At 60.6% G+C, this 21694-nt stretch carries 25 protein-coding genes; 11 read left to right on the top strand and 14 right to left on the bottom strand.

All coding sequences use genetic code 11. The features are described from left to right. Nucleotides 1-6 precede the first annotated feature (6 nt). Together Q5Y75_RS06380 and Q5Y75_RS06375 are read left to right on the top strand one after the other, a co-directional pair. The gene (locus Q5Y75_RS06380; RefSeq protein ID WP_306195714.1) at nucleotides 7-621 is read left to right on the top strand and encodes a hypothetical protein; all 615 of its coding nucleotides are present in this window, start codon (nucleotides 7-9) and stop codon (nucleotides 619-621) included. Between the two features lie 96 nt (nucleotides 622-717). Then, nucleotides 718-1428 carry an alpha/beta fold hydrolase gene (locus tag Q5Y75_RS06375; RefSeq protein WP_306195426.1) on the top strand — a complete coding sequence of 237 codons (711 nt, stop codon included), beginning with the start codon at nucleotides 718-720 and terminating at the stop codon, nucleotides 1426-1428. Between the two features lie 31 nt (nucleotides 1429-1459). Here the strand turns inward: Q5Y75_RS06375 and phaZ are convergent, their stop codons facing one another. Next, a complete protein-coding gene (gene phaZ, locus Q5Y75_RS06370; protein ID WP_306195424.1) occupies nucleotides 1460-2731 on the bottom strand; it encodes a polyhydroxyalkanoate depolymerase in 1272 nt (423 codons plus the stop codon). A 110-nt stretch (nucleotides 2732-2841) separates the two neighbouring features. On the opposite strand from phaZ, the gene phaC reads away from it, so the two are divergent. The 4 genes from phaC (at nucleotide 2842) to Q5Y75_RS06350 (ending at nucleotide 6723) form a co-directional block, all read left to right on the top strand. After that, nucleotides 2842-4644 (top strand): class I poly(R)-hydroxyalkanoic acid synthase, encoded by a 1803-nt coding sequence (phaC, locus tag Q5Y75_RS06365; RefSeq protein WP_306195422.1) that lies wholly within the window; start codon nucleotides 2842-2844, stop codon nucleotides 4642-4644. A 131-nt stretch (nucleotides 4645-4775) separates the two neighbouring features. Further along, nucleotides 4776-5219 carry a phasin family protein gene (locus Q5Y75_RS06360; protein ID WP_306195420.1) on the top strand — a complete coding sequence of 148 codons (444 nt, stop codon included), beginning with the start codon at nucleotides 4776-4778 and terminating at the stop codon, nucleotides 5217-5219. A gap of 158 nt (nucleotides 5220-5377) precedes the next feature. Then, on the top strand, nucleotides 5378-5935 hold the full coding sequence (gene phaR / locus Q5Y75_RS06355; protein WP_306195418.1) for a polyhydroxyalkanoate synthesis repressor PhaR: 558 nt from the start codon (nucleotides 5378-5380) through the stop codon (nucleotides 5933-5935). Nucleotides 5936-5937: 2 nt separating this feature from the next. Then, nucleotides 5938-6723: a trypsin-like serine peptidase gene (locus tag Q5Y75_RS06350; protein ID WP_306195416.1), complete on the top strand. Its 786-nt coding sequence runs from the start codon at nucleotides 5938-5940 to the stop codon at nucleotides 6721-6723. Here Q5Y75_RS06350 and Q5Y75_RS06345 read toward each other — a convergent pair. The 10 genes from Q5Y75_RS06345 to Q5Y75_RS06300 form a co-directional block, all read right to left on the bottom strand. Continuing rightward, a complete protein-coding gene (locus Q5Y75_RS06345; protein WP_306195712.1) occupies nucleotides 6711-7925 on the bottom strand; it encodes a DegT/DnrJ/EryC1/StrS family aminotransferase in 1215 nt (404 codons plus the stop codon). The two genes, Q5Y75_RS06350 and Q5Y75_RS06345, sit on opposite strands and share 13 nt — an antisense overlap. Before the next feature lie 116 nt (nucleotides 7926-8041). Then, a complete protein-coding gene (locus Q5Y75_RS06340; protein ID WP_306195413.1) occupies nucleotides 8042-9400 on the bottom strand; it encodes a glutamine synthetase family protein in 1359 nt (452 codons plus the stop codon). Beyond that, complete coding sequence (locus Q5Y75_RS06335) at nucleotides 9397-10080, bottom strand: type 1 glutamine amidotransferase (protein ID WP_306195411.1); 684 nt, start codon at nucleotides 10078-10080, stop codon at nucleotides 9397-9399. Before Q5Y75_RS06335 ends, Q5Y75_RS06340 begins: the two co-directional genes overlap by 4 nt. Before the next feature lie 57 nt (nucleotides 10081-10137). After that, on the bottom strand, nucleotides 10138-11457 hold the full coding sequence (locus Q5Y75_RS06330; protein ID WP_306195409.1) for a glutamine synthetase family protein: 1320 nt from the start codon (nucleotides 11455-11457) through the stop codon (nucleotides 10138-10140). A gap of 10 nt (nucleotides 11458-11467) precedes the next feature. Next, nucleotides 11468-12277: an ABC transporter permease gene (locus tag Q5Y75_RS06325; protein ID WP_306195407.1), complete on the bottom strand. Its 810-nt coding sequence runs from the start codon at nucleotides 12275-12277 to the stop codon at nucleotides 11468-11470. Then, nucleotides 12274-13161 (bottom strand): ABC transporter permease, encoded by an 888-nt coding sequence (locus Q5Y75_RS06320; RefSeq protein ID WP_306195405.1) that lies wholly within the window; start codon nucleotides 13159-13161, stop codon nucleotides 12274-12276. The genes Q5Y75_RS06325 and Q5Y75_RS06320 overlap by 4 nt, the downstream gene beginning before the upstream one ends. Before the next feature lie 88 nt (nucleotides 13162-13249). After that, nucleotides 13250-13996, bottom strand: coding sequence for a transporter substrate-binding domain-containing protein (locus Q5Y75_RS06315; RefSeq protein ID WP_306195402.1), 747 nt, complete (start codon nucleotides 13994-13996; stop codon nucleotides 13250-13252). A 33-nt stretch (nucleotides 13997-14029) separates the two neighbouring features. After that, nucleotides 14030-14806: an ABC transporter ATP-binding protein gene (locus tag Q5Y75_RS06310; RefSeq protein ID WP_306195400.1), complete on the bottom strand. Its 777-nt coding sequence runs from the start codon at nucleotides 14804-14806 to the stop codon at nucleotides 14030-14032. A gap of 184 nt (nucleotides 14807-14990) precedes the next feature. Beyond that, complete coding sequence (locus Q5Y75_RS06305) at nucleotides 14991-15428, bottom strand: tellurite resistance TerB family protein (protein ID WP_306195398.1); 438 nt, start codon at nucleotides 15426-15428, stop codon at nucleotides 14991-14993. A gap of 27 nt (nucleotides 15429-15455) precedes the next feature. Then, a complete protein-coding gene (locus Q5Y75_RS06300) occupies nucleotides 15456-15911 on the bottom strand; it encodes a tellurite resistance TerB family protein (RefSeq protein WP_306195396.1) in 456 nt (151 codons plus the stop codon). Nucleotides 15912-16039: 128 nt separating this feature from the next. Here Q5Y75_RS06300 and Q5Y75_RS06295 point away from each other — a divergent pair, with 128 nt between their 5' ends. After that, on the top strand, nucleotides 16040-17074 hold the full coding sequence (locus Q5Y75_RS06295) for a dipeptidase (RefSeq protein ID WP_306195394.1): 1035 nt from the start codon (nucleotides 16040-16042) through the stop codon (nucleotides 17072-17074). Nucleotides 17075-17088: 14 nt separating this feature from the next. Here the strand turns inward: Q5Y75_RS06295 and pyrG are convergent, their stop codons facing one another. Both pyrG and secG read right to left on the bottom strand, forming a co-directional pair. Beyond that, nucleotides 17089-18732: a CTP synthase gene (gene pyrG / locus Q5Y75_RS06290; RefSeq protein ID WP_306195392.1), complete on the bottom strand. Its 1644-nt coding sequence runs from the start codon at nucleotides 18730-18732 to the stop codon at nucleotides 17089-17091. A 162-nt stretch (nucleotides 18733-18894) separates the two neighbouring features. After that, the gene (gene secG / locus Q5Y75_RS06285; RefSeq protein ID WP_306195390.1) at nucleotides 18895-19263 is read right to left on the bottom strand and encodes a preprotein translocase subunit SecG; all 369 of its coding nucleotides are present in this window, start codon (nucleotides 19261-19263) and stop codon (nucleotides 18895-18897) included. A 153-nt stretch (nucleotides 19264-19416) separates the two neighbouring features. On the opposite strand from secG, the gene nthA reads away from it, so the two are divergent. The 4 genes from nthA to Q5Y75_RS06265 are packed head-to-tail and all read left to right on the top strand — an operon-like array spanning nucleotide 19417 to nucleotide 21425. After that, on the top strand, nucleotides 19417-20040 hold the full coding sequence (nthA, locus tag Q5Y75_RS06280; protein ID WP_306195389.1) for a nitrile hydratase subunit alpha: 624 nt from the start codon (nucleotides 19417-19419) through the stop codon (nucleotides 20038-20040). Further along, nucleotides 20037-20714 (top strand): nitrile hydratase subunit beta, encoded by a 678-nt coding sequence (nthB, locus tag Q5Y75_RS06275; protein ID WP_306195387.1) that lies wholly within the window; start codon nucleotides 20037-20039, stop codon nucleotides 20712-20714. The genes nthA and nthB overlap by 4 nt, the downstream gene beginning before the upstream one ends. Further along, on the top strand, nucleotides 20711-21031 hold the full coding sequence (locus Q5Y75_RS06270) for a nitrile hydratase accessory protein (RefSeq protein WP_306195384.1): 321 nt from the start codon (nucleotides 20711-20713) through the stop codon (nucleotides 21029-21031). The genes nthB and Q5Y75_RS06270 overlap by 4 nt, the downstream gene beginning before the upstream one ends. A 52-nt stretch (nucleotides 21032-21083) precedes the next feature. Beyond that, entirely contained in the window at nucleotides 21084-21425 is a 342-nt protein-coding gene (locus tag Q5Y75_RS06265) for a hypothetical protein (RefSeq protein WP_306195383.1), read from the top strand. Here the strand turns inward: Q5Y75_RS06265 and Q5Y75_RS06260 are convergent. Further along, on the bottom strand, nucleotides 21422-21682 hold the full coding sequence (locus tag Q5Y75_RS06260) for a hypothetical protein (protein ID WP_306195380.1): 261 nt from the start codon (nucleotides 21680-21682) through the stop codon (nucleotides 21422-21424). The two genes, Q5Y75_RS06265 and Q5Y75_RS06260, sit on opposite strands and share 4 nt — an antisense overlap. Nucleotides 21683-21694: the final 12 nt, after the last annotated feature.

Raw genomic sequence — 21694 nt, 5'->3', positions numbered from 1 at the left:
CGCAGCATGTGGAGCCTTGAGACGCTGGGCCGCGTGCGCCTGTCGAAACATTTCTACATGCGCGAGTTTCTCTATTCCGAGATCGGTAATTTCCACCAAATCCAGAACATCCCCGAAAACCCGGACCTGGCCATCGAGACGGGCCGCGCATTCTGTGAGACCCTGCTGGACCCGCTGGAGGAAACCTTTGGCCGCGTCGCGATCCGATCCGGCTATCGCGCGCCGGGGCTGAACCGGTTCGGGAACGAGAACAAGCTGAACTGCGCCCGCAATGACAATCCGCTGGAATGTCATATCTGGGATATCGCCACGGGTGAGGCCCGTGTGGCGGGGGCGTCGATCGTGATCCCGTGGTTTGCCGACCACTACGCCAAGGGCCGCGACTGGCGCGATCTGGCCTGGTGGATGCATGATCATCTTGATTATTCCGAGATTTGGTTCTTCCCCAAGCTCTGCGCCTTCAACCTGGTCTGGCGACCGCAGCCGCAGCGCCGGATCGACAGCTATATTGCCCCGCGCGGCTGCCTGCTGCGCCCCGGTGCGCAACCCGATGAAACACCAGCGGAGCGGCGTGCCCGCTATGGCGATTTTCCGCCTTTTCGGGGGCTGACCCTGCCTTAGACGGGCTTGCCGATGGGTGGGAAAATCCGCATCTTGCGCTCAAGCAACGAAAAGAGGGCAGGGTGGAAGTTTCTGACCAATACGGGAATGTGCAGCGTGACTGAACCGCTGGTGTTTCTGACCGGTCTGATGTGTGACGCACGGGTGTTCAGCGCGCAGTTTCTGGATCTGTCCTCTGATCGCGCGGTCACCGTCGCCCCCACATCGATGGGCGAACGCGTCGAGCAGATCGCCTCGGACCTGCTGGATCAATTGCCGCATCGCTTTGCGCTGGCCGGGCACAGTATGGGCGCGATCATCGCGATGGAGATTTATCGCCGCGCGCCCGACCGGGTTGCGCGGCTCTGCCTGATCTCGACTGACAGTTTCGCCGACACGCCGCAGATCGCCGCCGCCCGCGAACCCTTGATTGTCGGCGCCCGCAGCGGACGTCTGGATGTCGTGATGCGCGAGGCGCTGCCACCGGAGGTACTGGCGGAAGGACCCATCCGCGCCGAGATATATGAGTTCATCCAAGCCATGAGCGCCCGTCAGGGGCCCGAGGTGTTTGTACGTCAGATGCGCGCGCTGCAACGCCGTCCCGATCAGCAGGCGACCCTGCGCAAGATATCGGTGCCCACGCTGGTGCTCTGCGGCGCGCAGGACACCCTGACCCCGGTGAAACGGCACGTGTTCATGTCCGAATTGATCCCGACGGCCACGCTGCGCATTCTGGAGGATGCCGGGCACTTCCCGATGCTGGAGACGCCGACCTTAACCACTGAAGCGCTGCGCGAGTGGCTGGCACTCCCTCACAACCCGGCCTGACGGCCGGGCGCGGGGCCGGAGCGAAGCGATATCAGGCGGCGTTTGTATTGGCCGCTTTGCGCGCCGGGCCGCCCTTGCTGTTGGCATTCATGAAATCGATGACCAGCGGGCGGATATTGTCGCGCCAGCTGCGGCCTGCAAAAATGCCGTAATGGCCGGCGCCGGGTTCCACATGGCTGGCCTTTTTGCTTGCGGGTAGACCGGTGCAAAGATCAAGCGCGGCGATACATTGGCCCGGTGCGGAAATGTCGTCCTGCGCCCCTTCGACCGTTTTGACCGCCACGTCGGTGATCTTGCTCATATCCACCTTGCGCCCTGCAACGACAAATTCATTGCGTGCAATCTCGCGGTTCTTGAAGATGCGCTCAACCGTCGACAGGTAGAATTCGGCAGGCATGTCCATCACCGCCAGATATTCATCATAAAAGCGGTTATGGGCGTCATGATCAGAGGCCTCGTTGCGCACGACACGCTGAATCTGATCGACGAAGGCCTGGGTGTGACGGTCCCCGTTCATCGACATGAACGAGGCAAGCTGCAACAGGCCGGGATAGACCAGTCGGCCAACGCCCTTGTATTTGAAGCCAACCCTCTGGATCATCGTCTCTTCGAGTTGGCCCATGGTGACGCGGCGACCGAAATCGGTCACGTCGGTGGGGGTGGCATCGGGGTCTACCGGACCACCGATCAGCGTAAGTGACGAGGGTTGCGCCTTGGGGTCCTGCTCGGCCAGATAGGCGGTTGCGGCCAGGGTCAGCGGGGCGGGCTGGCAGACGGCGACAACATGGGTGTCAGGCCCCAGCTCGCGCATGAAATCCACCAGGTAGAGCGTGTAATCCTCGATGTCGAACTTTCCCGCCGAAACCGGGATGTCGCGCGCGTTATGCCAGTCGGTGATATAGACTTCGCAATTCACCAACAGGCTCTTCACGGTCGAGCGCAACAGCGTTGCGTAATGGCCGGACATCGGCGCGACCAGAAGCACTTTGCGCGGTTGCGTTTTGCGACCGTTCACCTTGAAGTGGATAAGATCGCCAAAGGGGCGTTCGACAACCGTTTCGATCTCGACCAGATGATCCTTGCCATCCTCGCAGGTAAAAGTCCGGATGCCCCAGTCGGGTTTCACGATCATGCGTTTATAGGTGCGCTCGGTCACTTCGCCCCAGGCGGCCACCCAGCTGAACAAAGGGTTCGGGGCCATCGCAAACACAGGATAGGAGGCCATCGACCGGGCTGTGGCACCCAACCACTGGTTGGTATTCCTGATGGTCTCCATCAGGTCGTAGGTCATCATGTATCGCATGATCTATCCCTCTTGTGCTATGGCTTATGCACGAGGCAGCGCTTTGATCTGCGTTGTCCCGAGCTGAACATTATTCTGCACAGCAGCGAGACTATGAGGAATTCCTTAAAATGACAACAAGCGAAGACCTGCCTTCAGAGATTTCGCAAGAAAGCTTTGATAAGTTGAAGAAAAATCTGGAGAAGGTAGAGAGCCTGTCGAAAAGGTTACTCGAGGCAATGTCCAATAAGTCTGGACATAATCCTGCACTGGATGGGCCGAATCAAGAAGTTTTCGCAAAGGCAGCAACAAGCTATATGTCCGAGGCGTTGCATAATCCCTCGATGATCCTGGAACATCAGATTGAGTTCTGGGGCAAATCCGTTCTGAACTTTGCCGAAGCCCAGCAGGCGTTGTTGACCGGTGAGGCTAGGGATGACGATGATGAGCCCGCCGACCGCCGGTTTTCCAATCCTATGTGGAAAACCAATCCCTATTTCCGGTTGGTCAAACAACAATATCTGACCACCGCCAAGACGATTGAGGCGGCGGTTTCTGCGGTCGAGGATACAGACGTCATCCAAAACCGTCGATTGAACTACTTCGCTCAGCAGATCATTGATCTGATGGCGCCGACCAATTTCCTGCCCACCAACCCGGACGCGCTGGAGAAGGCGGTCGAGACCGAGGGCGAGTCGCTGATCCGCGGGCTGGAAAACCTGGTCTCCGACCTGGAGGCCAATGGTGGCGAGCTCACCGTGCGGCTGGCCGATGAGTCGGCGTTTGAGCTGGGCGGGAACATCGCGACGACGCCAGGAGAGGTGGTCTATCGCAACCGGATGATGGAACTGATCCAATATGCTCCGGCCACCGAGACCGTGCATGAAACCCCCATCGTCCTGTTTCCGCCCTGGATCAACAAATTCTACATCCTCGATCTCAAGGCGCAGAACAGTCTGATCAAATGGGTGACCGAGCAGGGCTATACGTTGTTTGTGGTCAGTTGGGTCAATCCGAACCGCTCGCATGCCGATGTTGGAATGGAAGACTATATTCAGGATGGTTTCCTGACCGCGATCGAGACCGTCAAAGAGGTCTGCGGTGTTAAGCAGGTGAATGCGGTTGGCTATTGTATCGCGGGCACGACGCTCAGCCTGACGCTGTCATTGCTCAAACAGCGCGGCGATAATTCGATCAAATCGGCAACCTTCTTTACCGCGCTGACGGATTTCTCGGATCAGGGGGAATTCACACCATTTCTGCAAGATGATTTCATCGATGCCATCGAAGAAGAGGTCAACAAGCAGGGCGTGTTGCGATCCTTCATCATGGCGCGCACCTTTTCCTACCTGCGGTCACGCGATCTGATCTATGGGCCGGCCATCCGCAACTACATGATGGGCGAGACCCCACCGGCCTTTGACCTGCTCTATTGGAACGGGGACGGTGCGAACCTTCCCTCAAGAATGGCGATCGAATATCTGCGCGGCCTCTGTCAGCGCAACGAGTTCACCACAACCGGTATCGAGATGATGGGACACACACTGCATGTGCGCGATGTGACGGTGCCCCTGATGGCAGTCACCTGTGAGACAGATCACATCGCCGCCTGGAAGGATTGCTACCGCGGGGTGCAGATGATGGGGTCGCGGTCCAAGACGTTCGTGGTTTCGGAGTCGGGTCATATCGCCGGTATCGTCAACCCGCCCAGCAAGGACAAATACGGCCATCATACCAATGCCGATCTGAAACCCGATCATGAGGGCTGGATGAAAGGCGCGACATACAACAAGGGCTCGTGGTGGCCTTTGTGGGAGGCGTGGCTGAAGAAGCGATCAGGCAAGCAGGTTCCGGCCAGAACTCCGGGTGATTCGACACATAAGCCCTTGGCGCCGGCCCCCGGGACTTATGTGAGGGCCTCCGCAAAGGTCTGACTTACATAGGAAATCAAAAATATTCTGCGGCGCAGCGAGAAATTTCTTGCAATGCTGCGCTGCGGCATCCATATTCGTCTCAAGCCGAAGAAAACGGGGTGGGCCCGGACTCGGCAATTAGGATTGAGACAATGGCTAAGACGCAAGACTTCACCACCATCATCAAAGACACCATGGGCGCATTCCCGATCGACACCGCAGCGTTCGAAGATGCCTTCAAAACCACCACAAGCCTGAACGAAAAGCTGTCGGGCGTTGCTCTGGAAGCTGCTGAAAAATCGGCAGAGATCTCCAGCAAGTGGACCAAAGACACCCTGGCCAAACTGGGCGACTATTCCAAAGCCAAGGCAGAGCCGGCCGACTACGCCAAAGCCGCAACCGACTTCGCCTCCTCCTCGGCCGAAGTTGCTGCTGAAAACCTGGCTGCCTTCGCTGAAGTTGCAAAAAAAGTACAGATGGACACCGTCGAGCTGCTGATGGCTGCTGGCAAAGACATCACCGAAGATGCAACCGCCGCCGTCAAAAAAGCGACCAACGACGTGACCGCCGCTGCCAAGAAAGCAGGCGCGAAGTAATCGCTAACGAAAAATTGCGCCCTTTCCTCCCATTTAGGTGCAATTTCTCTGGGCAGGTCGCAAGGCCTGCCCTTTTTGTATTCAGACGGGCACTTCCCTTTTCTGCTGCGCTCGCATAGTCTTTTGCTGCATCGCATCAATACCGGGGAGGGATATGGGTGGCCGAACAGGAAAAGCCGTTGCTGATCAAGCGGTATGCCAGCCGCAGACTCTACAACACTGAAACCAGCGACTATGTCACGCTGGAAGACATCGCAGGCTTCATCCGCGATGGACGTGAAGTTCAGATTGTCGATCTCAAGTCCGGCGACGACTTGACCCGGCAATACCTCCTTCAGATCATCGCCGAGCATGAAAGCAGGGGCGAGAATGTGCTGCCGGTGAATGTGCTCAATGACTTGGTGCGCAGCTACATGTTGCCCGGTGGCGGGATGATGCCGCAATTCCTGCAAAGCTCCTTTGACATGCTGCGCGAAAGCCAGTCCAAGGTGATGCAGAACATGAACGCCATGAATCCGATGGCGCAGATTCCCGGCTTTGACGCGCTCAAGGCGCAGCAGCAGGCGTTCCTCAAGGCGATGACCGGCGGCTTGTCGGGCAATTGGTCGGGACCGGCCCATGATGCTGAAGAGCCCGAGGATGCCTCGGGCGAGGATCTGGACGAGATCAAGAAGCAACTGGCCGAGCTTCAGGACAAGCTTTCGAAACTGAGTTGATCATGCCTGTGATGCGCCTGCTTGCAGGGGCATGCGCGCTTGCCGTCACGACCGGATTTGCCGGTGCGCAGAACCTGTGTCTGTTGGGGCCGGATCTGGCAGGGGATTGCGCACCGATCCGCGAACGGCCCGTGCTGGATGCGGCCAGCGCGCCATGGCGCGCCATCGGCCGGGTGAATTTTGCCAGCACCGATATCCGGCAGCATTGCACCGGGGTTCTGGTCGCTGACCGGCTGGTGCTGACAGCGGCGCATTGCCTATACAACGGCGCCCGCAAACGTTGGATACCGCCCAACAGCATCCGCTTTGTCGCCGGGTATCAGCGGGGCGAGGCTCAAGCGGTGTCGCAGGTTCTGGATTATGTGACCGACCCGGCCCAGGATGTGCAGAGCCGTGATTTTACACCGATGACAATCGCAGACTGGGCGGTGTTGATCCTTGAGGACCCGATCGGGCAGCAGCTCGGCAGCCTGCCGATCGCTGATCCCGCGCGGGCTGTTGCCGCGCTCAACGTGGCCGGATATTCTGGACTGCGCCCCCATGTGCTGAGCCGCGCCGGACCCTGCGAACCGCAGGCCCCGCGCCAGTTGCGCGAGGTTGCGATCCTGGACTGCCCGATCATGCAGGGCGATTCCGGCGCGCCCTTGCTGGTGGAGGGCGCGGATGGGCCGGAAGTGGTGGGCATCCTGTCACAAGGCAGCGCGACGCCGGATGGCGCGCGCGGTGTGTTTCTGAACAGTCGACTGTTCGAGCGTGGCTTACAACGTGCCCGCGATCAGGTGCCGTAGGCGCGCACCGGGCCGGTCGCATCCTCCATCGCGGCCAGCAGGATACCTGCGATCAGGTCAAGCTCGTCGCGGGTCAGCCTAACCGGCAGTCGCACATCACAGGCACGCATCAGCATGGCGCGGGTTTGCGGCAACTCGACTTGCTCAGGCAGGAACTGCCAGTTCCAGAAGGCGCGGGCATTGTCCTCGCTCAACCCGAATACCTGCACCTTGACCCCGCGCGCGGCGGCAGCATCGGCAAAGGCGCGGGTTTCGCCGTCATCCAGCCCCACCAGATTGAACTGGATCGAATCCGGCGCGCGTTGCTCGGGTGCCAGCGGTGCAGGCACGTCGATATGGGGCGAGGCGTTGAGCTGCGCTGCAACATAGTCGTGATTGGCCAGACCGTCGCGCACCCGCCGCGCCAGTTCGGGCAGTTGCGGGCGGATCACCACGGCGCTGAGGTTGCTCATGCGCAGGTTATAAAGCGGCAGCTTGTTCTGCCAGCGGGCAAAGGCCTGTTCCAGATCGGGCGTGTTTTCGCCATGCGGGCCTTTGTGCTTTTGCCAGTTATGCTCATAGGCGCCTGACATGATGACGGCGCGGGCGACCAGATCGGCATCATCGGTGATCAGGATGCCTCCTTCGCCCGCATTGATCATCTTGTAGGATTGGAACGAGAAACAGCCGACCTTGCCGATGGTGCCGATATTGCGGCGATGCCATGTGGTGCCCAGCGAATGGGCTGCGTCCTCGATCACCGGAATGTCGCGCGCCTCACACAGCGCCATGATCGCATCCATGTCCGAGGTATGGCCCCGCATATGGCTGATGATGACCGCCTGCGCGCTGTCCAGCTTGGCCTCGAAATCACCCATGTCGATGCGATAGTTCTCGCCAACTTCGCAGAGCATCGGAATGCAATCGGCATGCACGATGGAAGAGGGGACGGCAGCAAAGGTGAAGCCGGGGATCAGGACGCATGCATCACGGGGCAAGTCCAGCGCCTTGAGCGACAGGAACAATGCGGCGGAACATGAGGAGACCGCCAGCGCATATTTCGATCCCAGCAATTGGGCAAATTCCGCCTCAAGCAGAGAGACCGGCGCGTCTTGCGGCGCGGTATAGCGAAACAGGTCGCCCGATTGCAAAAGCGCGTCGATCGCATCACGGGCGGCTGCGGGGATGGGTTCAGCTTCGTGGACGTTGGGAGCCTGCATCAGATTTGGCCTTACTTAATCTAACTTTTCGAAAACATAAAACTAATGCGCAGACCTGCCAAGAGGCTTCGCGTTAGGGTGGCAAAATTTCACCAATCCGTCACACAGGGTCTGGAGGTTCAGACATTCAGCAGCAGATGCTCGCGCTCCCAGGGCGAAATAACCTGCAGGAACTCTTCGTATTCCGAGCGTTTTATGATGCCATAGACCCGGGCGAAATCCGGGCCCAGCACTTTGTGCAGCGCCTCGGCCTGATCAAACAGGTCCAGGGCCTGCCCCATGACCTGCGGGATATCACCGTCACCCTCATAGGCATCACCATAAAACTGGCGTCTGGGGCGATCTTGCTGGGTCAGGCCCAGATAGCCACAGGCCAAGGAAGCCGCGATGCCCAGATAAGGGTTGCAATCCATCCCCGCTATGCGGTTTTCCACCCGGCGGCTTTCCGGCCCCGACAGTGGCACGCGAATGCCGGTGGTGCGGTTGTCGCGCGCCCATTCCAGATTGATCGGCGCGGCCTGATCCCTGACATATCGGCGGTAGGAATTCACATACGGCGCCATAACCGCCAAGGCGGCGGGCATGTGCGTCTGTAGACCCGCGATGAAGTGATAGAAAGCATCCGTCTCGCCGCCCTGAGGCCCGGAAAAGATGTTCTTGCCGGTCTCCATGTCGATCAGCGAGTGGTGAATATGCATGGCCGAGCCGGGCTCGTCCGCAATCGGTTTGGCCATGAAGGTCGCAAAGCAATCGTGGCGCAGCGCAGCCTCGCGGATCAGCCGTTTGAAATAGAACACCTCATCGGCCAACTTGACGGGATTGCCATGGCGCAGGTTGATCTCTAGCTGACCAGCGCCGCCTTCCTGGGTGATGCCGTCGATTTCAAAGCCCTGCGCCTCGGCGAAATCATAGATGTCGTCGATCACCGGCCCGAACTCGTCCACTGCCGTCATCGAATAGGCCTGACGGGCGGCGGCCGGGCGGCCCGAGCGGCCCATCATCGGCTTAATCTCATGCGCGGGGTCGAGATTGCGCGCGACCAGAAAGAACTCCATCTCGGGCGCGACGACCGGTTTCCAGCCCTTCTTGTGGTACAATTCGACCACGCGTTTCAGTACATTGCGCGGGCTGAACGGGATCGCGTTGCCGTCACGGTCATAGGCATCGTGGATCACCTGCAACGTCCAGTCGCCGGTCCAGGGCGCGGCAGTGGCGGTGGACATGTCCGGCTTCAGGATCATGTCTTTTTCGATGAAGCCGTCCTCGTCTGCCGCTTCACCCCAGTCACCGGTGATGGTCTGGTAGAAGATGCTGTCGGGCAGGTGGAAATAGTCCTGGCGCACGAATTTCGAGGCGGGCACAGCTTTGCCGCGCGCAATGCCGGGCAGGTCCGAGATGATGCATTCCACCTCATCCAGCCTGCGCCCGTCCAGATAGGCGCGCGCGGCGTCGGGCAGGGTGTTGATCCAGTCGCTCATGAAGTCCTCGCCGCTCGGAAAAAGGCGCCGATGCGCTGCGCAATTGCGTCACTGTCGATGGGGTCGCTCAGCCGCGCCTCGGCGGCATCCAGTATCGGGTCGGGCACGATGCCGCGCCCGCGCGCCGCCATCAGATCGTGGATGAACGCGTTTTCGAACTCGGGATGGGCCTGAATGGTCCAGATGTGGTCGCCATAGGTCAGCATGGCATTTTCGCAAAAGGCATTGCTGGCGGTCAGGTGGGCGGTATCGGGGCGTCTGGTGACCTGATCCTGATGCCAGGCGTTCAGGGTGAGCGTGTCCTCACCCTCTGTATAATCCGTCGGGCCAACCGCCCAGCCGCCGTCGAATTTCTCGACCGTGCCGCCCATAGCCTGCGCGATGATCTGATGGCCGAAACAGATGCCGACAAGCGGCACGCCACTATCATGGATGTCGCGGATCAGCGCTTCCAGTGGCTCTATCCAGTCGTGATCCTCATAGGCGCCGTGCCGCGAGCCGGAGATCAGCCAGCCATCCGCGTCGCCGGGCCCATCGGGAAAGACACCGTCAACGACGGGGTAAGAGACAAAGTCAAAGCCCTGATTTTTCAGAAGAGCGGGGTAGAGCCGGTCATAGTCGCCATGGGTTTTGACAATGCTATCCGCCAGATGCCCTGCCTGCAGTAGTCCGATTTTCATAAGTCACCGATTGAGATTGGCCCGACGGTAGTGGAGCGTCAATTTGCTGGCAAGGGATCAGACGCATTCCACGTAGCTGCGCCAGTGGGTTTCGGGCGGGCACGTGGCAAAACCCGCCAGTTCCTGCCGTTTGGTCAGGCACAGGTTGCGGATCAGATCCGGCGCAAAGATCCCTGCGATAAGCGGGTCGCTTTCAAACCGGGTCACGGCCTCGTCAAGCGAGGTGCAAAGCTGTGGCAACCCGTCAATCTCATAGGCGTTGCCGGAGATGGGGACAGGGGGCGGGGCCTGATCCTCGATCCCGGCCAGCGCCGCACCCAGCAGGGCCGAGAGCAACAGGTAGGGGTTGATATCAGCCCCGGCCACGCGGTGCTCGATCCGGCGCGCGGCAGGGGGACCGCCGGGAATGCGGATGGCGGCGGTGCGGTTCTCATACGCCCAGCACAGACCCGTGGGCGCATGCGCGCCGGGCACCAGCCGGTCATAGGAATTGCCATGGGGTGCGAAGATCAGGCTTGAGGCCGGAGCGGCGGCCAGACAACCCGCCACCGCGTGGCGCAGCGTGTCGGTGCCCTCCGCGCTGCCATCATCAAAGATATTGCGCCCATCGCGATCCAGAACCGAGAAATGCACATGCATCCCGTTGCCCGCATCCTCGGCATAAGGTTTGGCCATAAAGCTGGCGGCAAAGCCATGTTTGCGTGCCAGCCCGCGCGCCAACGTCTTGAACAGCCAGGTATCGTCGGCGCAGCGCATCGCGTCCTGATGGGTCAGGTTGACCTCGAACTGGCCGATGCCGCTTTCCGAGATTCCCGCCTGCGCCGGAATATCCATCGCTACGCAGGCGTCGTAGAGATCGTTGAAGAACCCCTCGAACCCGTCCATCTCGGCCAGAGATAATACCGCAGGGCTTTCCAGCCGCTGGCCGGTCAGCGGGTTGAGCGGTGGGCGCAAGCTGTCACCGCTGGTGTCAACCAGGGTGAATTCCAACTCGGTTGCGGCCATGACCGTCCAGCCGCGTGCTTCAAAGCCGCCCAGCACACGCGCCAGCGCATGGCGCGGGTCGCCGTCAAACGGAGTGCCATCTTCATTATGCAACACCATCGGGACCAGCCCGGTCTCGCCACGCGCCCAGGGCGCAGGCACCGCGCCGCGCTCGGTGGGGCGCAGGATGCCATCAGCATCACCGGTTTCGAACACCAGCGGACTGTCGGCAATATCTGCCCCCCAGAGATCGACATTCGCCGCCGAGAGCGGCATCCGCAGCGCGCCACTCTCCAACTTGGTTCCATAGGCGCCGGGCACCCATTTGCCTCGCATCTGACCGTTAAGATCGCAGGTCGCGACGCGGAAATTGCGCAGGTTTGTCAAATCCATGGAAGGCCCTTCAGCGCGCCAGATTCATCCGCAGCCGCAGCTTTTTCTTCTGGGCCTGGGGCAGGTGCCGGTTCAGCCGCGCATTGATCCGCCCGAACCCCCAGACGATGAACAGCGTGAACAGGATGAAGTAGAAGGCCAGGATCGGGTAGGGGATAAACGGGTTGAAGGTCTTATCCGCGAAATAGCTGGCATAATAGAGCGCATCGCCCTCCTGCCGCCAGGCCGGGAAGGCCGAGAAGAAGACCAGCGTGGTGGCCTGGAACAGAAAGATCGCCTCATTCGTATAGGCGGGCCAGGCCAGCCGCAGCATGGTGGGCCAGATCACCCGGCGGAACCGCGCCCAGCCGGTTAGGCCATAGGCATCGGCGGCCTCGACATCGCCCTTGGGAATCGAGCGCAGCGCACCGTAAAAAATCTCTCCCGAATAGGCGGCGGTGTTCAGGAACAAGACGATCAGCGCCCCCAGCCAGGCCGAGGTGAAGGCGTCAAACATCGGGTAGGACTTCTTCAGCGACAGGAACAGGAAATAGGCAAAGAAGAACTGGATGAAGAGCGGTGAGCCACGGAACAGGAAGATGAACCATTCCGCAGGCTTGCGGATAAGGCGGTTCTTCGAGGATTTTCCCACTGCCAGCGCGGTGGCCAGCATGAAACCGGTGATCAGCGCCAAGATCCCGAAATAGATGTTCCACATCATGCCCGAGCCGATCAGCGTGAACTGCTCGCACAGGGTGAAATCCGAGGTCGGCAGTCGTCGCTCGCCAATGCCGATCGAGCGCAGCCCGTAATCCTGAATGGTCTGGATGCAGCTTTTCATGCCGTCACCTGTTTGCGCAGCGCTTCACCGCCGGTGGTCGCCTGGCCGTGGGATAACCGCACCATCAGTTTCTCCAGAACGATCTCGGACACCCGGGTGAAGCCCAGATAGAAGATCAGCAGGAACAGGAAATACCACATGCGCCAGTCAGGATGGGGATAGTCGGTGAAGCGCGAGGTCTTGGTGCCGCCCAACTCGCGGGCCCAATAGACGATGTCTTCGATCCCCAGAAGGAACAGCAGCGGCGTGGCCTTGATCAGCACCAGCCACAGATTGCTGAGGCCGGGCAGGGCATAGACCCACATCTGCGGCACCAGCACCCGCCAGAAGGTCTGGCGGCGCGACATGCCATACGCCTCGGCGGTTTCAAGCTGGGCATGGGGCACTGCGCGCATGCCACCATACAGCACATTTGCGGCAAAGGCACCGAAGACGATCGAGAACGTAATAACCGCCAGGAAGAAACTATAAGTCTGATGCACCCATTCCGGGGCAGAGCCCAGGGGCAGTTTCGCGTTCGAGCAGACAAGGAAGTCATTGCCTTGGCGCACCGGATCGGTCCAGTCGGGGCACAGGATCTGATGGCGCATCCATTCAAACCCCTGATCCAGCGCAATCACAAAAAACAGGAAAAAGGCGATATCGGGCACGCCGCGCACGATGGCGATATAGCCTTTGCCCAGCCAACTGACCGGTGGGACATGTGACCGCGCCGCCATCGCGCCGGCAAAGCCGAAGCTCAGCGCGACCGGGGCCGTGATCGCCAGCAGCGCCAGCACCTTCACGAAGGACAGGTAGAAGGACATATGCACGCCATTGGTCAGATAGCAGGAAAACCAGCGAAACGTGCCAAGAGCGTCAGGATCGGCGCAGTAGGAAAACATGTGTCAGCTTTCAAAGACCGGAGTGGACCTGTCGGAAAACTCCGGGACGGGTCCGGCACGCAAGGCGCCGAACCCGGGGACCAATGTCTTAGTTGGTGACGACAGAGCCGTCCTCGCCATAATGAATGGCATCGTCGCCGAACCATTTCTTGATCAGCGCGGTCAGCGAGCCATCCGCCTTCATCGAGGTGATCGCGTTGTCGAGCTTGCCTTTCAGTTCAGCATCTGATTCCCGCACACCGACGCCGATCCCGGCGCCAAGAGCCACATCTTCACCGACGAACATCAACTCGCCGTTGGATTCCTCTACGATCGGCACCAGGAAGTCCTTGTCGGCAAACACCGCCGAGGCTTCGCCGTTACGTACAGCGGCGATGGTTTCTTCCGGCGTTGCGAATTCAACCAGGGTTGCGCCGCTATCGGCGACAAAACCGGCCTGCAGGGTCGCGGTCTGGGCAGAGACCACATCCATGATGTCCGCATCCGAGCTTGCAGCAACATAGGCCGAGGCCGCTGGCGGGAAGTAGTCTTGGGTAAAGTCGATGACCTCATCCCGCTCGGGCGTGATCGACATGCCCGCGATGATGGTGTCGTAGTTGCCCGAGACCAGGTTCGGGATGATCGAATCCCAATCGTTCTTGACCCATTCGCAGGTCAGCCCGGCGCGCTTGCACAGCTCGTCGCCCACTTCACGCTCGAACCCGTCAACCTCGCCCGCGTCGTTGATGAAGTTATACGGAGGATAAGCGCCCTCGGTGCCCATCCGCACAGTGTCGGCCATCGCCATACCAGCGCTCAGCGCCAGTGCGGCCGTGGTCAGAATCAGTTTCTTCATGAATTGTCTCCCCTTATTAGGTCGTGTTTTGATTTATGCAGCCTGCGTGGCGGAAAGGAAGCCCCGCAAGCGTTCGGATTTGGGCGCGCCGAACAGTTTTTCCGGGCTGCCCTCTTCTTCGATCCGCCCCTGATGCAGAAACACCACGTGACTGGAAATATCAGCGGCCATTTTCATGTCATGGGTGACGATGATCATCGTGCGACCTTCAGTGGCCAGATCCTTGATGACCTTGATCACTTCCTGCTCAAGCTCGGGGTCAAGCGCCGAGGTCGGCTCGTCAAACAACAGCGCTTCTGGCTCCATGCACAGACCGCGCGCGATGGCGGCGCGCTGCTGCTGACCGCCCGATAGCTGTGCTGGGTAGACATCACATTTGTCACCGATGCCGACCTTATGCAGGTATTTGCGCGCGCTCTCCTCGACCTCATGCCGGTCGCGGCCCAGCACGGTCACCGGAGCCTCCATCACGTTTTGCAGGATGGTCATATGCGCCCACAGGTTGAACTGCTGGAACACCATGCTCAGGTTGGTGCGAATGCGCAGCACCTGTTTGGGATCGGCAGGGTGGCGATGATGCCCTTGCCCCTGCCAGCGCACCGGCTCATCCTTGAACAGGATTTCGCCTTCCTGGCTGTGTTCCAGCAGGTTGCAGCAGCGCAGCAGCGTGGATTTTCCCGATCCTGACGATCCGATCAGCGAGACAACGTCGCCACGATGCGCTGTGACATCCACCCCTTTGAGCACTTCGAGCTGTCCAAAACTCTTATGCAGGTTCCTGATCTGGATGACGGGCGTACTGTCTGACACGATTGGTCCGGATGTTGTGAAGTGTTAGTCCGGTAATAGGTCGGAAAAATTGACGCAATGCAATGTGCAAAACGCAAAATCGGGGCCGACAAGCGCCGATTTGGGCATGAGGAAAGACGGATTTGCCGCTTTTTACACCGCCCTGGGGCGCAGCAACAGGCGGCCAAGATGCGGGGTTTGTGCGTTAGCTGCGCGCGGCTTTGTGGCGGGCAACCGCAGAGTCGACATCGTTTACGCCCAAAAGGCTGGCGATCAACCGCAGCAGCGAATCTTCCTCCTCGCTGCGTTCTCCGTCGGCCAGGACCACCGACCAGGCCGCTTCCAGCACGGCTTTGCGGTGATCGTATGGGACGGCCTCCTTGATGGCGCGAGTAAAGCGCACCGTATCGGGCGCTTCGGCTTCCAGCGTTTCCGCCTGACCGCGCAGATGGGCTGCCTCGAACGGGCTGAGCCCGTAGCGCGCCTCGATGATCTTGTCGATACGGCGAATCTCGGCATCGGCATAGTCATTGTCGGAACGGGCGATCCGGACCAGCAGTGCGGTCAGGGCCAGACGGGCGTCAGGTTCGGCCAGCGGATCGGGCGCCTCCTGGGTCAGGCGGGAGAGGAAATCCTTGAACATGAGACAGATATAGAAGCGCCAGACGGATCAGCCAAGGGCCTGTGCAACGCGATCCATCACGCGGCGGCGCGCGGCCTGGCTGTCATTATAGCTCAGCCCCATGGCGATGCGGGCCTCTTCCACGATCTTGAGCTCGCCTTCCTTCTGCTCGCCATCGGCCAGCACGACCTCCCACAGCGCCTCGATGGCGTTGAGCCGTTCCTGCAGACCGGTGGTTTCGCGGATCAGCTTACCGAACGTGTCGGTGTCCGGCGCTGCGGCGTGCAGTTTTTCGCAGGTGGCACGCACTTTGGCCGCCTCGATCGCGTTATGCTGATAGAGCCGGGCCAGAATACGATCGATCAGGCTGATCTCTTCAACCTGATAATCCCGGTCGGATTGCGCCACCCGCACCAGCAGCGCCCCCAGTGCCAGTTCTGCATCCGGATCAGGCAGGGGCGCGGGCGCGCTCGGGCGAAACGCCTGGAAGAACTTTTTCAACATGGGCGAAAATTATCGCGGAAAACGCGAGCCGCCAAGCGCGAACTACGCCTCGGGCGAATTCATCGACATGTTGCCTATTGCGCGGGCTGCCGCTTGTTCCCGCGCGCGAATTCGAACAGGGTGCGATCATGTTGATATTTGATGGCCATAATGACGTTCTGACCGACCTGTTCGATGCAGGGGGCGTTCCTGCGGCGGCGACTTTCCTGTCCGGCATGTCCGGGCATCTGGATGCCGCACGCGCCGCTGCGGGCGGCTTCGGAGGCGGGTTCTTCGCCATGTGGGTCGCCTCACCCGGCGCGATGGATTTCTCCAGCATTGACGGGGATTATGACCTGCCCCCCCCCGATGAGATCGCGCAGGACGCAGCTTGGCGCGTGGCTCGTATGCAGGCAGATATTTTTCTTGAATTGCAGCGCTTTGGGGCGCTCAATGTATGTGGTTCAGTGACCGAGATCGAGGCCGCGCGACGGCAGGGCAAGATTGCCGCGATCCTGCATCTAGAAGGGGCTGAACCGATCAGCGACAGCTTGCGCGAGCTGGATGTACTCTATGATCTGGGCCTGCGCTCGCTGGGTCCGGTCTGGAGCAGGCCGAATCGATTCGGTCACGGCGTGCCATTCCGCTACCCCTCCGATGGTGATACCGGGCCGGGCCTGAGTGCAGCGGGTCATGCGCTGGTTGAGAAATGTAACGAGATGCGGGTGATGATCGACCTCAGCCACCTCAATATGGCGGGTGTGCGGGACGTGGCGGCGATCAGCAACGCTCCGCTTGTTGCGACCCATTCCAATGCCCACGCGGTCAGCCCGCATGCCCGCAACCTGACTGACACGCAATTGGCGTTGATCGCGCAGAGTGGCGGCGTGGTCGGTCTAAACTTCGAAAGCACCTTTCTGCGCTCCGACGGACAGCCCAAACCGGATATCCCCGAGGCGGCGGTGATGGCGCATCTTGACCATCTGCTGGGTGCGCTGGGCGAAGAGGGCGTGGCGCTGGGGTCCGATTTCGACGGCTGCACCCCGCCGCTCTGGCTGAACGGGGCCGAAAACCTGCCCACGTTGATCGCGGCCATGGAGCGCCATGGCTACACTGCCGACCGGATCGAGCGGATTTGCTGGTCGAACTGGATGCGCGTGCTGCGCGACACCTGGGGCGGCTGAGCGGCCCGGACGCCTCAGACCAGCCGCGAGCTTTCTTTGGCGGCGCGCACGAAATCGGCAAAAAGCGGGTGCGGCTCAAAAGGCTTCGATTTCAGCTCCGGGTGGAACTGCACGCCGATAAACCACGGGTGCTCTGACCATTCGACGATCTCGGGCAGGCGGCCATCGGGGGACATGCCGGAAAACTTCAGCCCCGCCTTTTCCAGCTTGTCGCGATACTTGATGTCGACCTCATAGCGGTGGCGATGGCGCTCCTCGATGGCGGTTGAGCCATAGACCGACGCCACCAGTGACCCGTCGGTCAGTGCCGCATCATAGGCCCCCAGACGCATGGTGCCGCCCTTGTCGTCGCCCACCTTGCGCTCGACCTTGTGATTGCCCTGCACCCATTCCTTGAGGTGATAGACCACCGGTTCGAACCGTTTTTGACCCGCCTCGTGGTCGAACTCTTCGGACCCGGCCTTGGCGATTCCGGCAACGTTGCGCGCGGCCTCAATCACCGCCATCTGCATGCCCAGGCAGATGCCCAGATAGGGCACGTTGTTCTCGCGCGCATATTGCGCCGCTTTGATCTTGCCCTCGGTACCGCGCTCGCCAAAACCGCCGGGCACGAGGATGGCGTGGAAGCCTTCCAGATGCGGGGCAGCGTCCTCTCCATCGAACACCTCGGCATCGACCCATTCGACCTTCACCTTGACCCGGTTGGCCATACCGCCATGGGTCAGCGCCTCAGCGATCGACTTATAGGCATCCTCCAACTGGGTGTATTTGCCGACAATGGCCACCTTCACCTCACCTTCGGCATGGTGAATGCGGTCGCTGACATCCTCCCACTTGGCCAGATCGGGTTTCGGGGCCGGGCTGATCTGGAACGCATCCAGAACCGCCTGATCCAGCCCCTCGGCATGATAGGCGAGTGGTGCGTCATAGATGGTGCTGAGGTCCTGCGCCGCGATCACGCTGTCGGGCCGCACGTTACAGAACAGCGCCAGCTTCTCGCGTTCCTTGACCGGGATCGGCCCTTCGGATCGGCAGACCAGAATATCGGGCGCCAATCCGATGGAGCGCAACTCCTTGACCGAGTGCTGGGTGGGTTTGGTTTTCAACTCGCCGCTGGCCTTGATATAGGGCAGCAGCGTCAGATGCATGAAGATGCACTGGCCGCGTGGCTTGTCCTGGCTGAACTGGCGGATGGCCTCAAAAAACGGCAGCCCTTCGATATCACCCACGGTGCCGCCGATCTCGCACAGCATGAAATCGACCTCATCCTCACCAATGGCGATGAAGTCCTTGATCTCGTTTGTGACGTGGGGAATGACCTGAATGGTTTTGCCCAGATAATCGCCGCGCCGCTCTTTCTCCAACACGTTTGAATAGATGCGGCCGGAACTGACCGAGTCCGTCTTGCGCGCAGCGACCCCGGTGAAACGCTCATAATGGCCTAGGTCCAGATCGGTCTCGGCCCCGTCATCGGTCACGAAGACCTCCCCATGCTCAAAGGGCGACATCGTGCCGGGATCGACATTCAGGTAGGGGTCAAGCTTGCGCAGCCGGACCGAAAAGCCGCGTGCCTGCAGCAGCGCGCCCAAGGCCGCCGATGCAAGACCCTTGCCCAACGAGGAAACGACCCCGCCCGTGATGAAGATGAAACGCGCCATGAGTGTTGGTCTACCCCGTGAGAATTCAAGATTCGCATGCCCGGCGGTCCGCTGAAAAACCGCTGCATCACGGGACTTCACTAATAAAGGATTCGCGCGCATTGCGCAAGGGAACCGCAAGATGCTGTTGCGGTTCTTTCCTCGATGGCAAGGTGTTGTGGATTAGTCGGCAGTTGGCGTCAGCGGGCCACTATCACCGATGCCCGGCGGCAGCAGGTCCTGGCCTGCGGGCAGATCACTGCTGCCCTCGTCGCTTGAGGCAGGGGCCGTCACGCCCAGCCGGTCAACGACCGAACTGCCCGAGGCGTTCTTTGCCGCGATGATCGTCAGAGTGATCGAGGTGATGATGAAGGCAATCGCCAGAACCCAGGTCACCTTGCCCAGAGCCGTTGCCGCGGCGCGGCCGGTCATCGCGCCGCCGCCACCGCCGCTGCCCATGCCCAGACCACCCCCTTCGGACCGTTGCATCAGCACAACGGCAATCAGCCCGAGGGCCAGAAGAAGGTGAATGATGAGGACGACGTTTTCCATCGGAAATCCTGAGCAGCTTGGGCCGTGTATCGCGCGGTATGTATGCAAGTTTGCGGGCAGGGGCAAGGGAGGAATGCCATCAGAAACGCTGATAGGCGCCATCACTAGAAAGGCACTGGACAGGGGCGGGTCGGGGGTCGCACTCTGCCTTCCATGCCGCATGACCATTCCGACCACCCGCACGCCCTTCTGCCGCCCGATCCCGCACTGCGCGTCAAGGCGCTTGAGACGATCCTGACCCGCAAGGGGTTGATCGATCCGGCGGCGCTGGACGAGATCATCGACACCTACCAGAATCGCATCGGTCCCAAGAACGGCGCGCGGGTGGTTGCTCGCGCCTGGAGCGATCCAGATTTCAAGGCCGCGCTGCATGAGGATGCCACCAGCGTTGTGTCCGACCTGGGGTTTTATGGCCGTCAAGGCGAACATATTGTGGTGGTCGAAAACACACCGTCCCAGCACAACATGGTCGTTTGCACCTTGTGCAGTTGTTACCCGTGGCCATTGCTCGGCATTCCGCCGGGTTGGTATAAATCCGACGCCTACCGTGCCCGGGCCGTGCGCGAACCGCGCAAGGTGCTGGGGGAGTTTGGCGTGACATTGCCGCCAGAAACATCGGTGCGGGTCTGGGATTCAACCGCCGAAATTCGCTATCTGGTGCTGCCCATGCGGCCCGAGGGCAGCGAGGGTCTGTCCGAAAAGGCACTGGCCACGCTGGTCACCCGCGACAGCATGATCGGCACCGGGCTGCCCCGCTCGCCAGAGGGATCGACATGACCCGCGTGCATGACATGGGCGGGCGTTTTGGCGACGGCCCGGTGATGCCCGACCCCGAGGGCGCTCCGATTTTTGCCGAAGACTGGCATGCGCGGGCGCTGGCCGTGACATTGGCCTGCGGATCGCTGGGCAAATGGAACATTGATGTCTCGCGTCACGCGCGCGAATGCCTCTCGCCCAAGGACTACGCCCGGTTCACCTATTATGAGAAGTGGCTGGCAGCGCTGGCTGACCTGCTGGTAAAAACCGGGGTGTTGAGCGAGGCGGATCTCAGCGGTGCTGAGGCGTCAGAGCTGCATGCGCTGGCCGCCGAGGCCCTGCGCGCCGATGCGGTTGCCGGTGTCCTGGCCAGTGGCGGTCCGGCGGACCGGCCCAGCCCGATCGAACCGCGCTTTGCAGCCGGTCAGGCCGTGCGCACCCTGCACCCTGCCGCAAACCGTCTGGTCGAGGGCGGACATACACGATTGCCCGCCTATGCGCAGGGCGCACAGGGCTACATCCTGCGCCTGCACGGTAGCCACGTGTTGCCGGACAGCAATGCGCATGGTCTGGGTGAAGCGCCGGAGCCGCTTTATGCGGTCATGTTCCACGCCGATCAGCTCTGGGCCGCGCCGGAACATCCCGGAGATGAGGTGGTTCTGGATCTGTGGCAAAGCTATCTGGAGCCGGTATGACCAGCGCAGCGCCCGAACCGGTCTTCGAAGAAGCCTGGCATGCCCAGCTTTTTGCGCTGACCGTGCATCTGAACGAAACGGGCCGCTTCGACTGGCCGGACTGGGCGGCGCGATTCTCGGCGACGCTGAAACGACACGGGCTTGAGCGGGAATTGAACGGCGGTGCCGATTACTTCAGTGCCTGGCTCGAAACGCTGGAAGCCTTGTTGGCCGAAAGCGGTGAAGCGGAGCATTTGGAGCAGGAACAAATGCGCAGGGCGTGGGAAAACGCCTATCTGGAAACGCCGCATGGCGAACCGGTGCACCTGTCCGAATAACAGTCTATCCTGAAACTCGACCTGTCTTAGGACAGAGGCGCAGGAGGGCCAGATGTCAACGGAGTCATCCGCCTACCAGTCCTTCAAGCTTTGGCTTGCAGAATACCTGCCTGTGGATCGGGACATTTTGCACGTGTTGATAGGTCTGATGTTCTTGCTGACCGCAGTCTTTGCATCCAGACATGGCTTGCGTCTGCAACAGTTTGCGCGGGCCTTTCTCGGGGCCCTGTTACTAGCGATAGCGATGGAGGTCTTGGACCGGTTCGACGATCTGCGGTCCCTTGGCACTTGGCGGTGGCAGGCCAGTCTCTCGGATATCGGGCGCACCGTGCTTTTTCCGGCCTTCGGATTGATCGCGGCGTGGTGTCTTAGCCATTTGAAACGCTCACCCTAGCGCCTGGATTGAGACTCGCTCGATTGGGGGCTTGGCGCACAGGCTGTTTTGGGGCGCGAGGTCAGCCCGGCCTTCTGCAGGAACCGCCGAAAATCAGAGCGCCGGGGCAGGCGGAAAGCGGGCCGCTTGCGTTTGGTTCTACCCGCCAGCCGATCGAACTCATGCACATCGATAATGCGTTCGGCGCAGCAGCAGCCTTCGCCCGTCGCTACTTTTTCGAAATAGAATTTCTGGAAATCGGTTTCTGATTTCTTCATCTTTGATCCTCC

The sequence above is a fragment of the Ruegeria discodermiae genome, from assembly GCF_030758345.1.
Classification (GTDB): Bacteria; Pseudomonadota; Alphaproteobacteria; order Rhodobacterales; family Rhodobacteraceae; genus Ruegeria_C.
This window is presented reverse-complemented; position numbering and strand designations above follow the sequence as displayed.

Bases quoted from the DNA above. Each gene is read 5' to 3' on its own strand.
- Q5Y75_RS06380 (WP_306195714.1), top strand. From the start codon at position 7: ATGTGGAGCCTTGAGACGCTGGGCCGCGTGCGCCTGTCGAAACATTTC.
- phaZ (WP_306195424.1), bottom strand. From the start codon at position 2,731: ATGCGATACATGATGACCTACGACCTGATGGAGACCATCAGGAATACC.
- phaC (WP_306195422.1), top strand. From the start codon at position 2,842: ATGACAACAAGCGAAGACCTGCCTTCAGAGATTTCGCAAGAAAGCTTT.
- Q5Y75_RS06360 (WP_306195420.1), top strand. From the start codon at position 4,776: ATGGCTAAGACGCAAGACTTCACCACCATCATCAAAGACACCATGGGC.
- Q5Y75_RS06350 (WP_306195416.1), top strand. From the start codon at position 5,938: ATGCCTGTGATGCGCCTGCTTGCAGGGGCATGCGCGCTTGCCGTCACG.
- Q5Y75_RS06340 (WP_306195413.1), bottom strand. From the start codon at position 9,400: ATGAGCGACTGGATCAACACCCTGCCCGACGCCGCGCGCGCCTATCTG.
- Q5Y75_RS06335 (WP_306195411.1), bottom strand. From the start codon at position 10,080: ATGAAAATCGGACTACTGCAGGCAGGGCATCTGGCGGATAGCATTGTC.
- Q5Y75_RS06330 (WP_306195409.1), bottom strand. From the start codon at position 11,457: ATGGATTTGACAAACCTGCGCAATTTCCGCGTCGCGACCTGCGATCTT.
- Q5Y75_RS06325 (WP_306195407.1), bottom strand. From the start codon at position 12,277: ATGAAAAGCTGCATCCAGACCATTCAGGATTACGGGCTGCGCTCGATC.
- Q5Y75_RS06320 (WP_306195405.1), bottom strand. From the start codon at position 13,161: ATGTTTTCCTACTGCGCCGATCCTGACGCTCTTGGCACGTTTCGCTGG.
- Q5Y75_RS06315 (WP_306195402.1), bottom strand. From the start codon at position 13,996: ATGAAGAAACTGATTCTGACCACGGCCGCACTGGCGCTGAGCGCTGGT.
- Q5Y75_RS06305 (WP_306195398.1), bottom strand. From the start codon at position 15,428: ATGTTCAAGGATTTCCTCTCCCGCCTGACCCAGGAGGCGCCCGATCCG.
- Q5Y75_RS06300 (WP_306195396.1), bottom strand. From the start codon at position 15,911: ATGTTGAAAAAGTTCTTCCAGGCGTTTCGCCCGAGCGCGCCCGCGCCC.
- Q5Y75_RS06295 (WP_306195394.1), top strand. From the start codon at position 16,040: ATGTTGATATTTGATGGCCATAATGACGTTCTGACCGACCTGTTCGAT.
- pyrG (WP_306195392.1), bottom strand. From the start codon at position 18,732: ATGGCGCGTTTCATCTTCATCACGGGCGGGGTCGTTTCCTCGTTGGGC.
- secG (WP_306195390.1), bottom strand. From the start codon at position 19,263: ATGGAAAACGTCGTCCTCATCATTCACCTTCTTCTGGCCCTCGGGCTG.
- nthA (WP_306195389.1), top strand. From the start codon at position 19,417: ATGCCGCATGACCATTCCGACCACCCGCACGCCCTTCTGCCGCCCGAT.
- nthB (WP_306195387.1), top strand. From the start codon at position 20,037: ATGACCCGCGTGCATGACATGGGCGGGCGTTTTGGCGACGGCCCGGTG.
- Q5Y75_RS06270 (WP_306195384.1), top strand. From the start codon at position 20,711: ATGACCAGCGCAGCGCCCGAACCGGTCTTCGAAGAAGCCTGGCATGCC.
- Q5Y75_RS06265 (WP_306195383.1), top strand. From the start codon at position 21,084: ATGTCAACGGAGTCATCCGCCTACCAGTCCTTCAAGCTTTGGCTTGCA.
- Q5Y75_RS06260 (WP_306195380.1), bottom strand. From the start codon at position 21,682: ATGAAGAAATCAGAAACCGATTTCCAGAAATTCTATTTCGAAAAAGTA.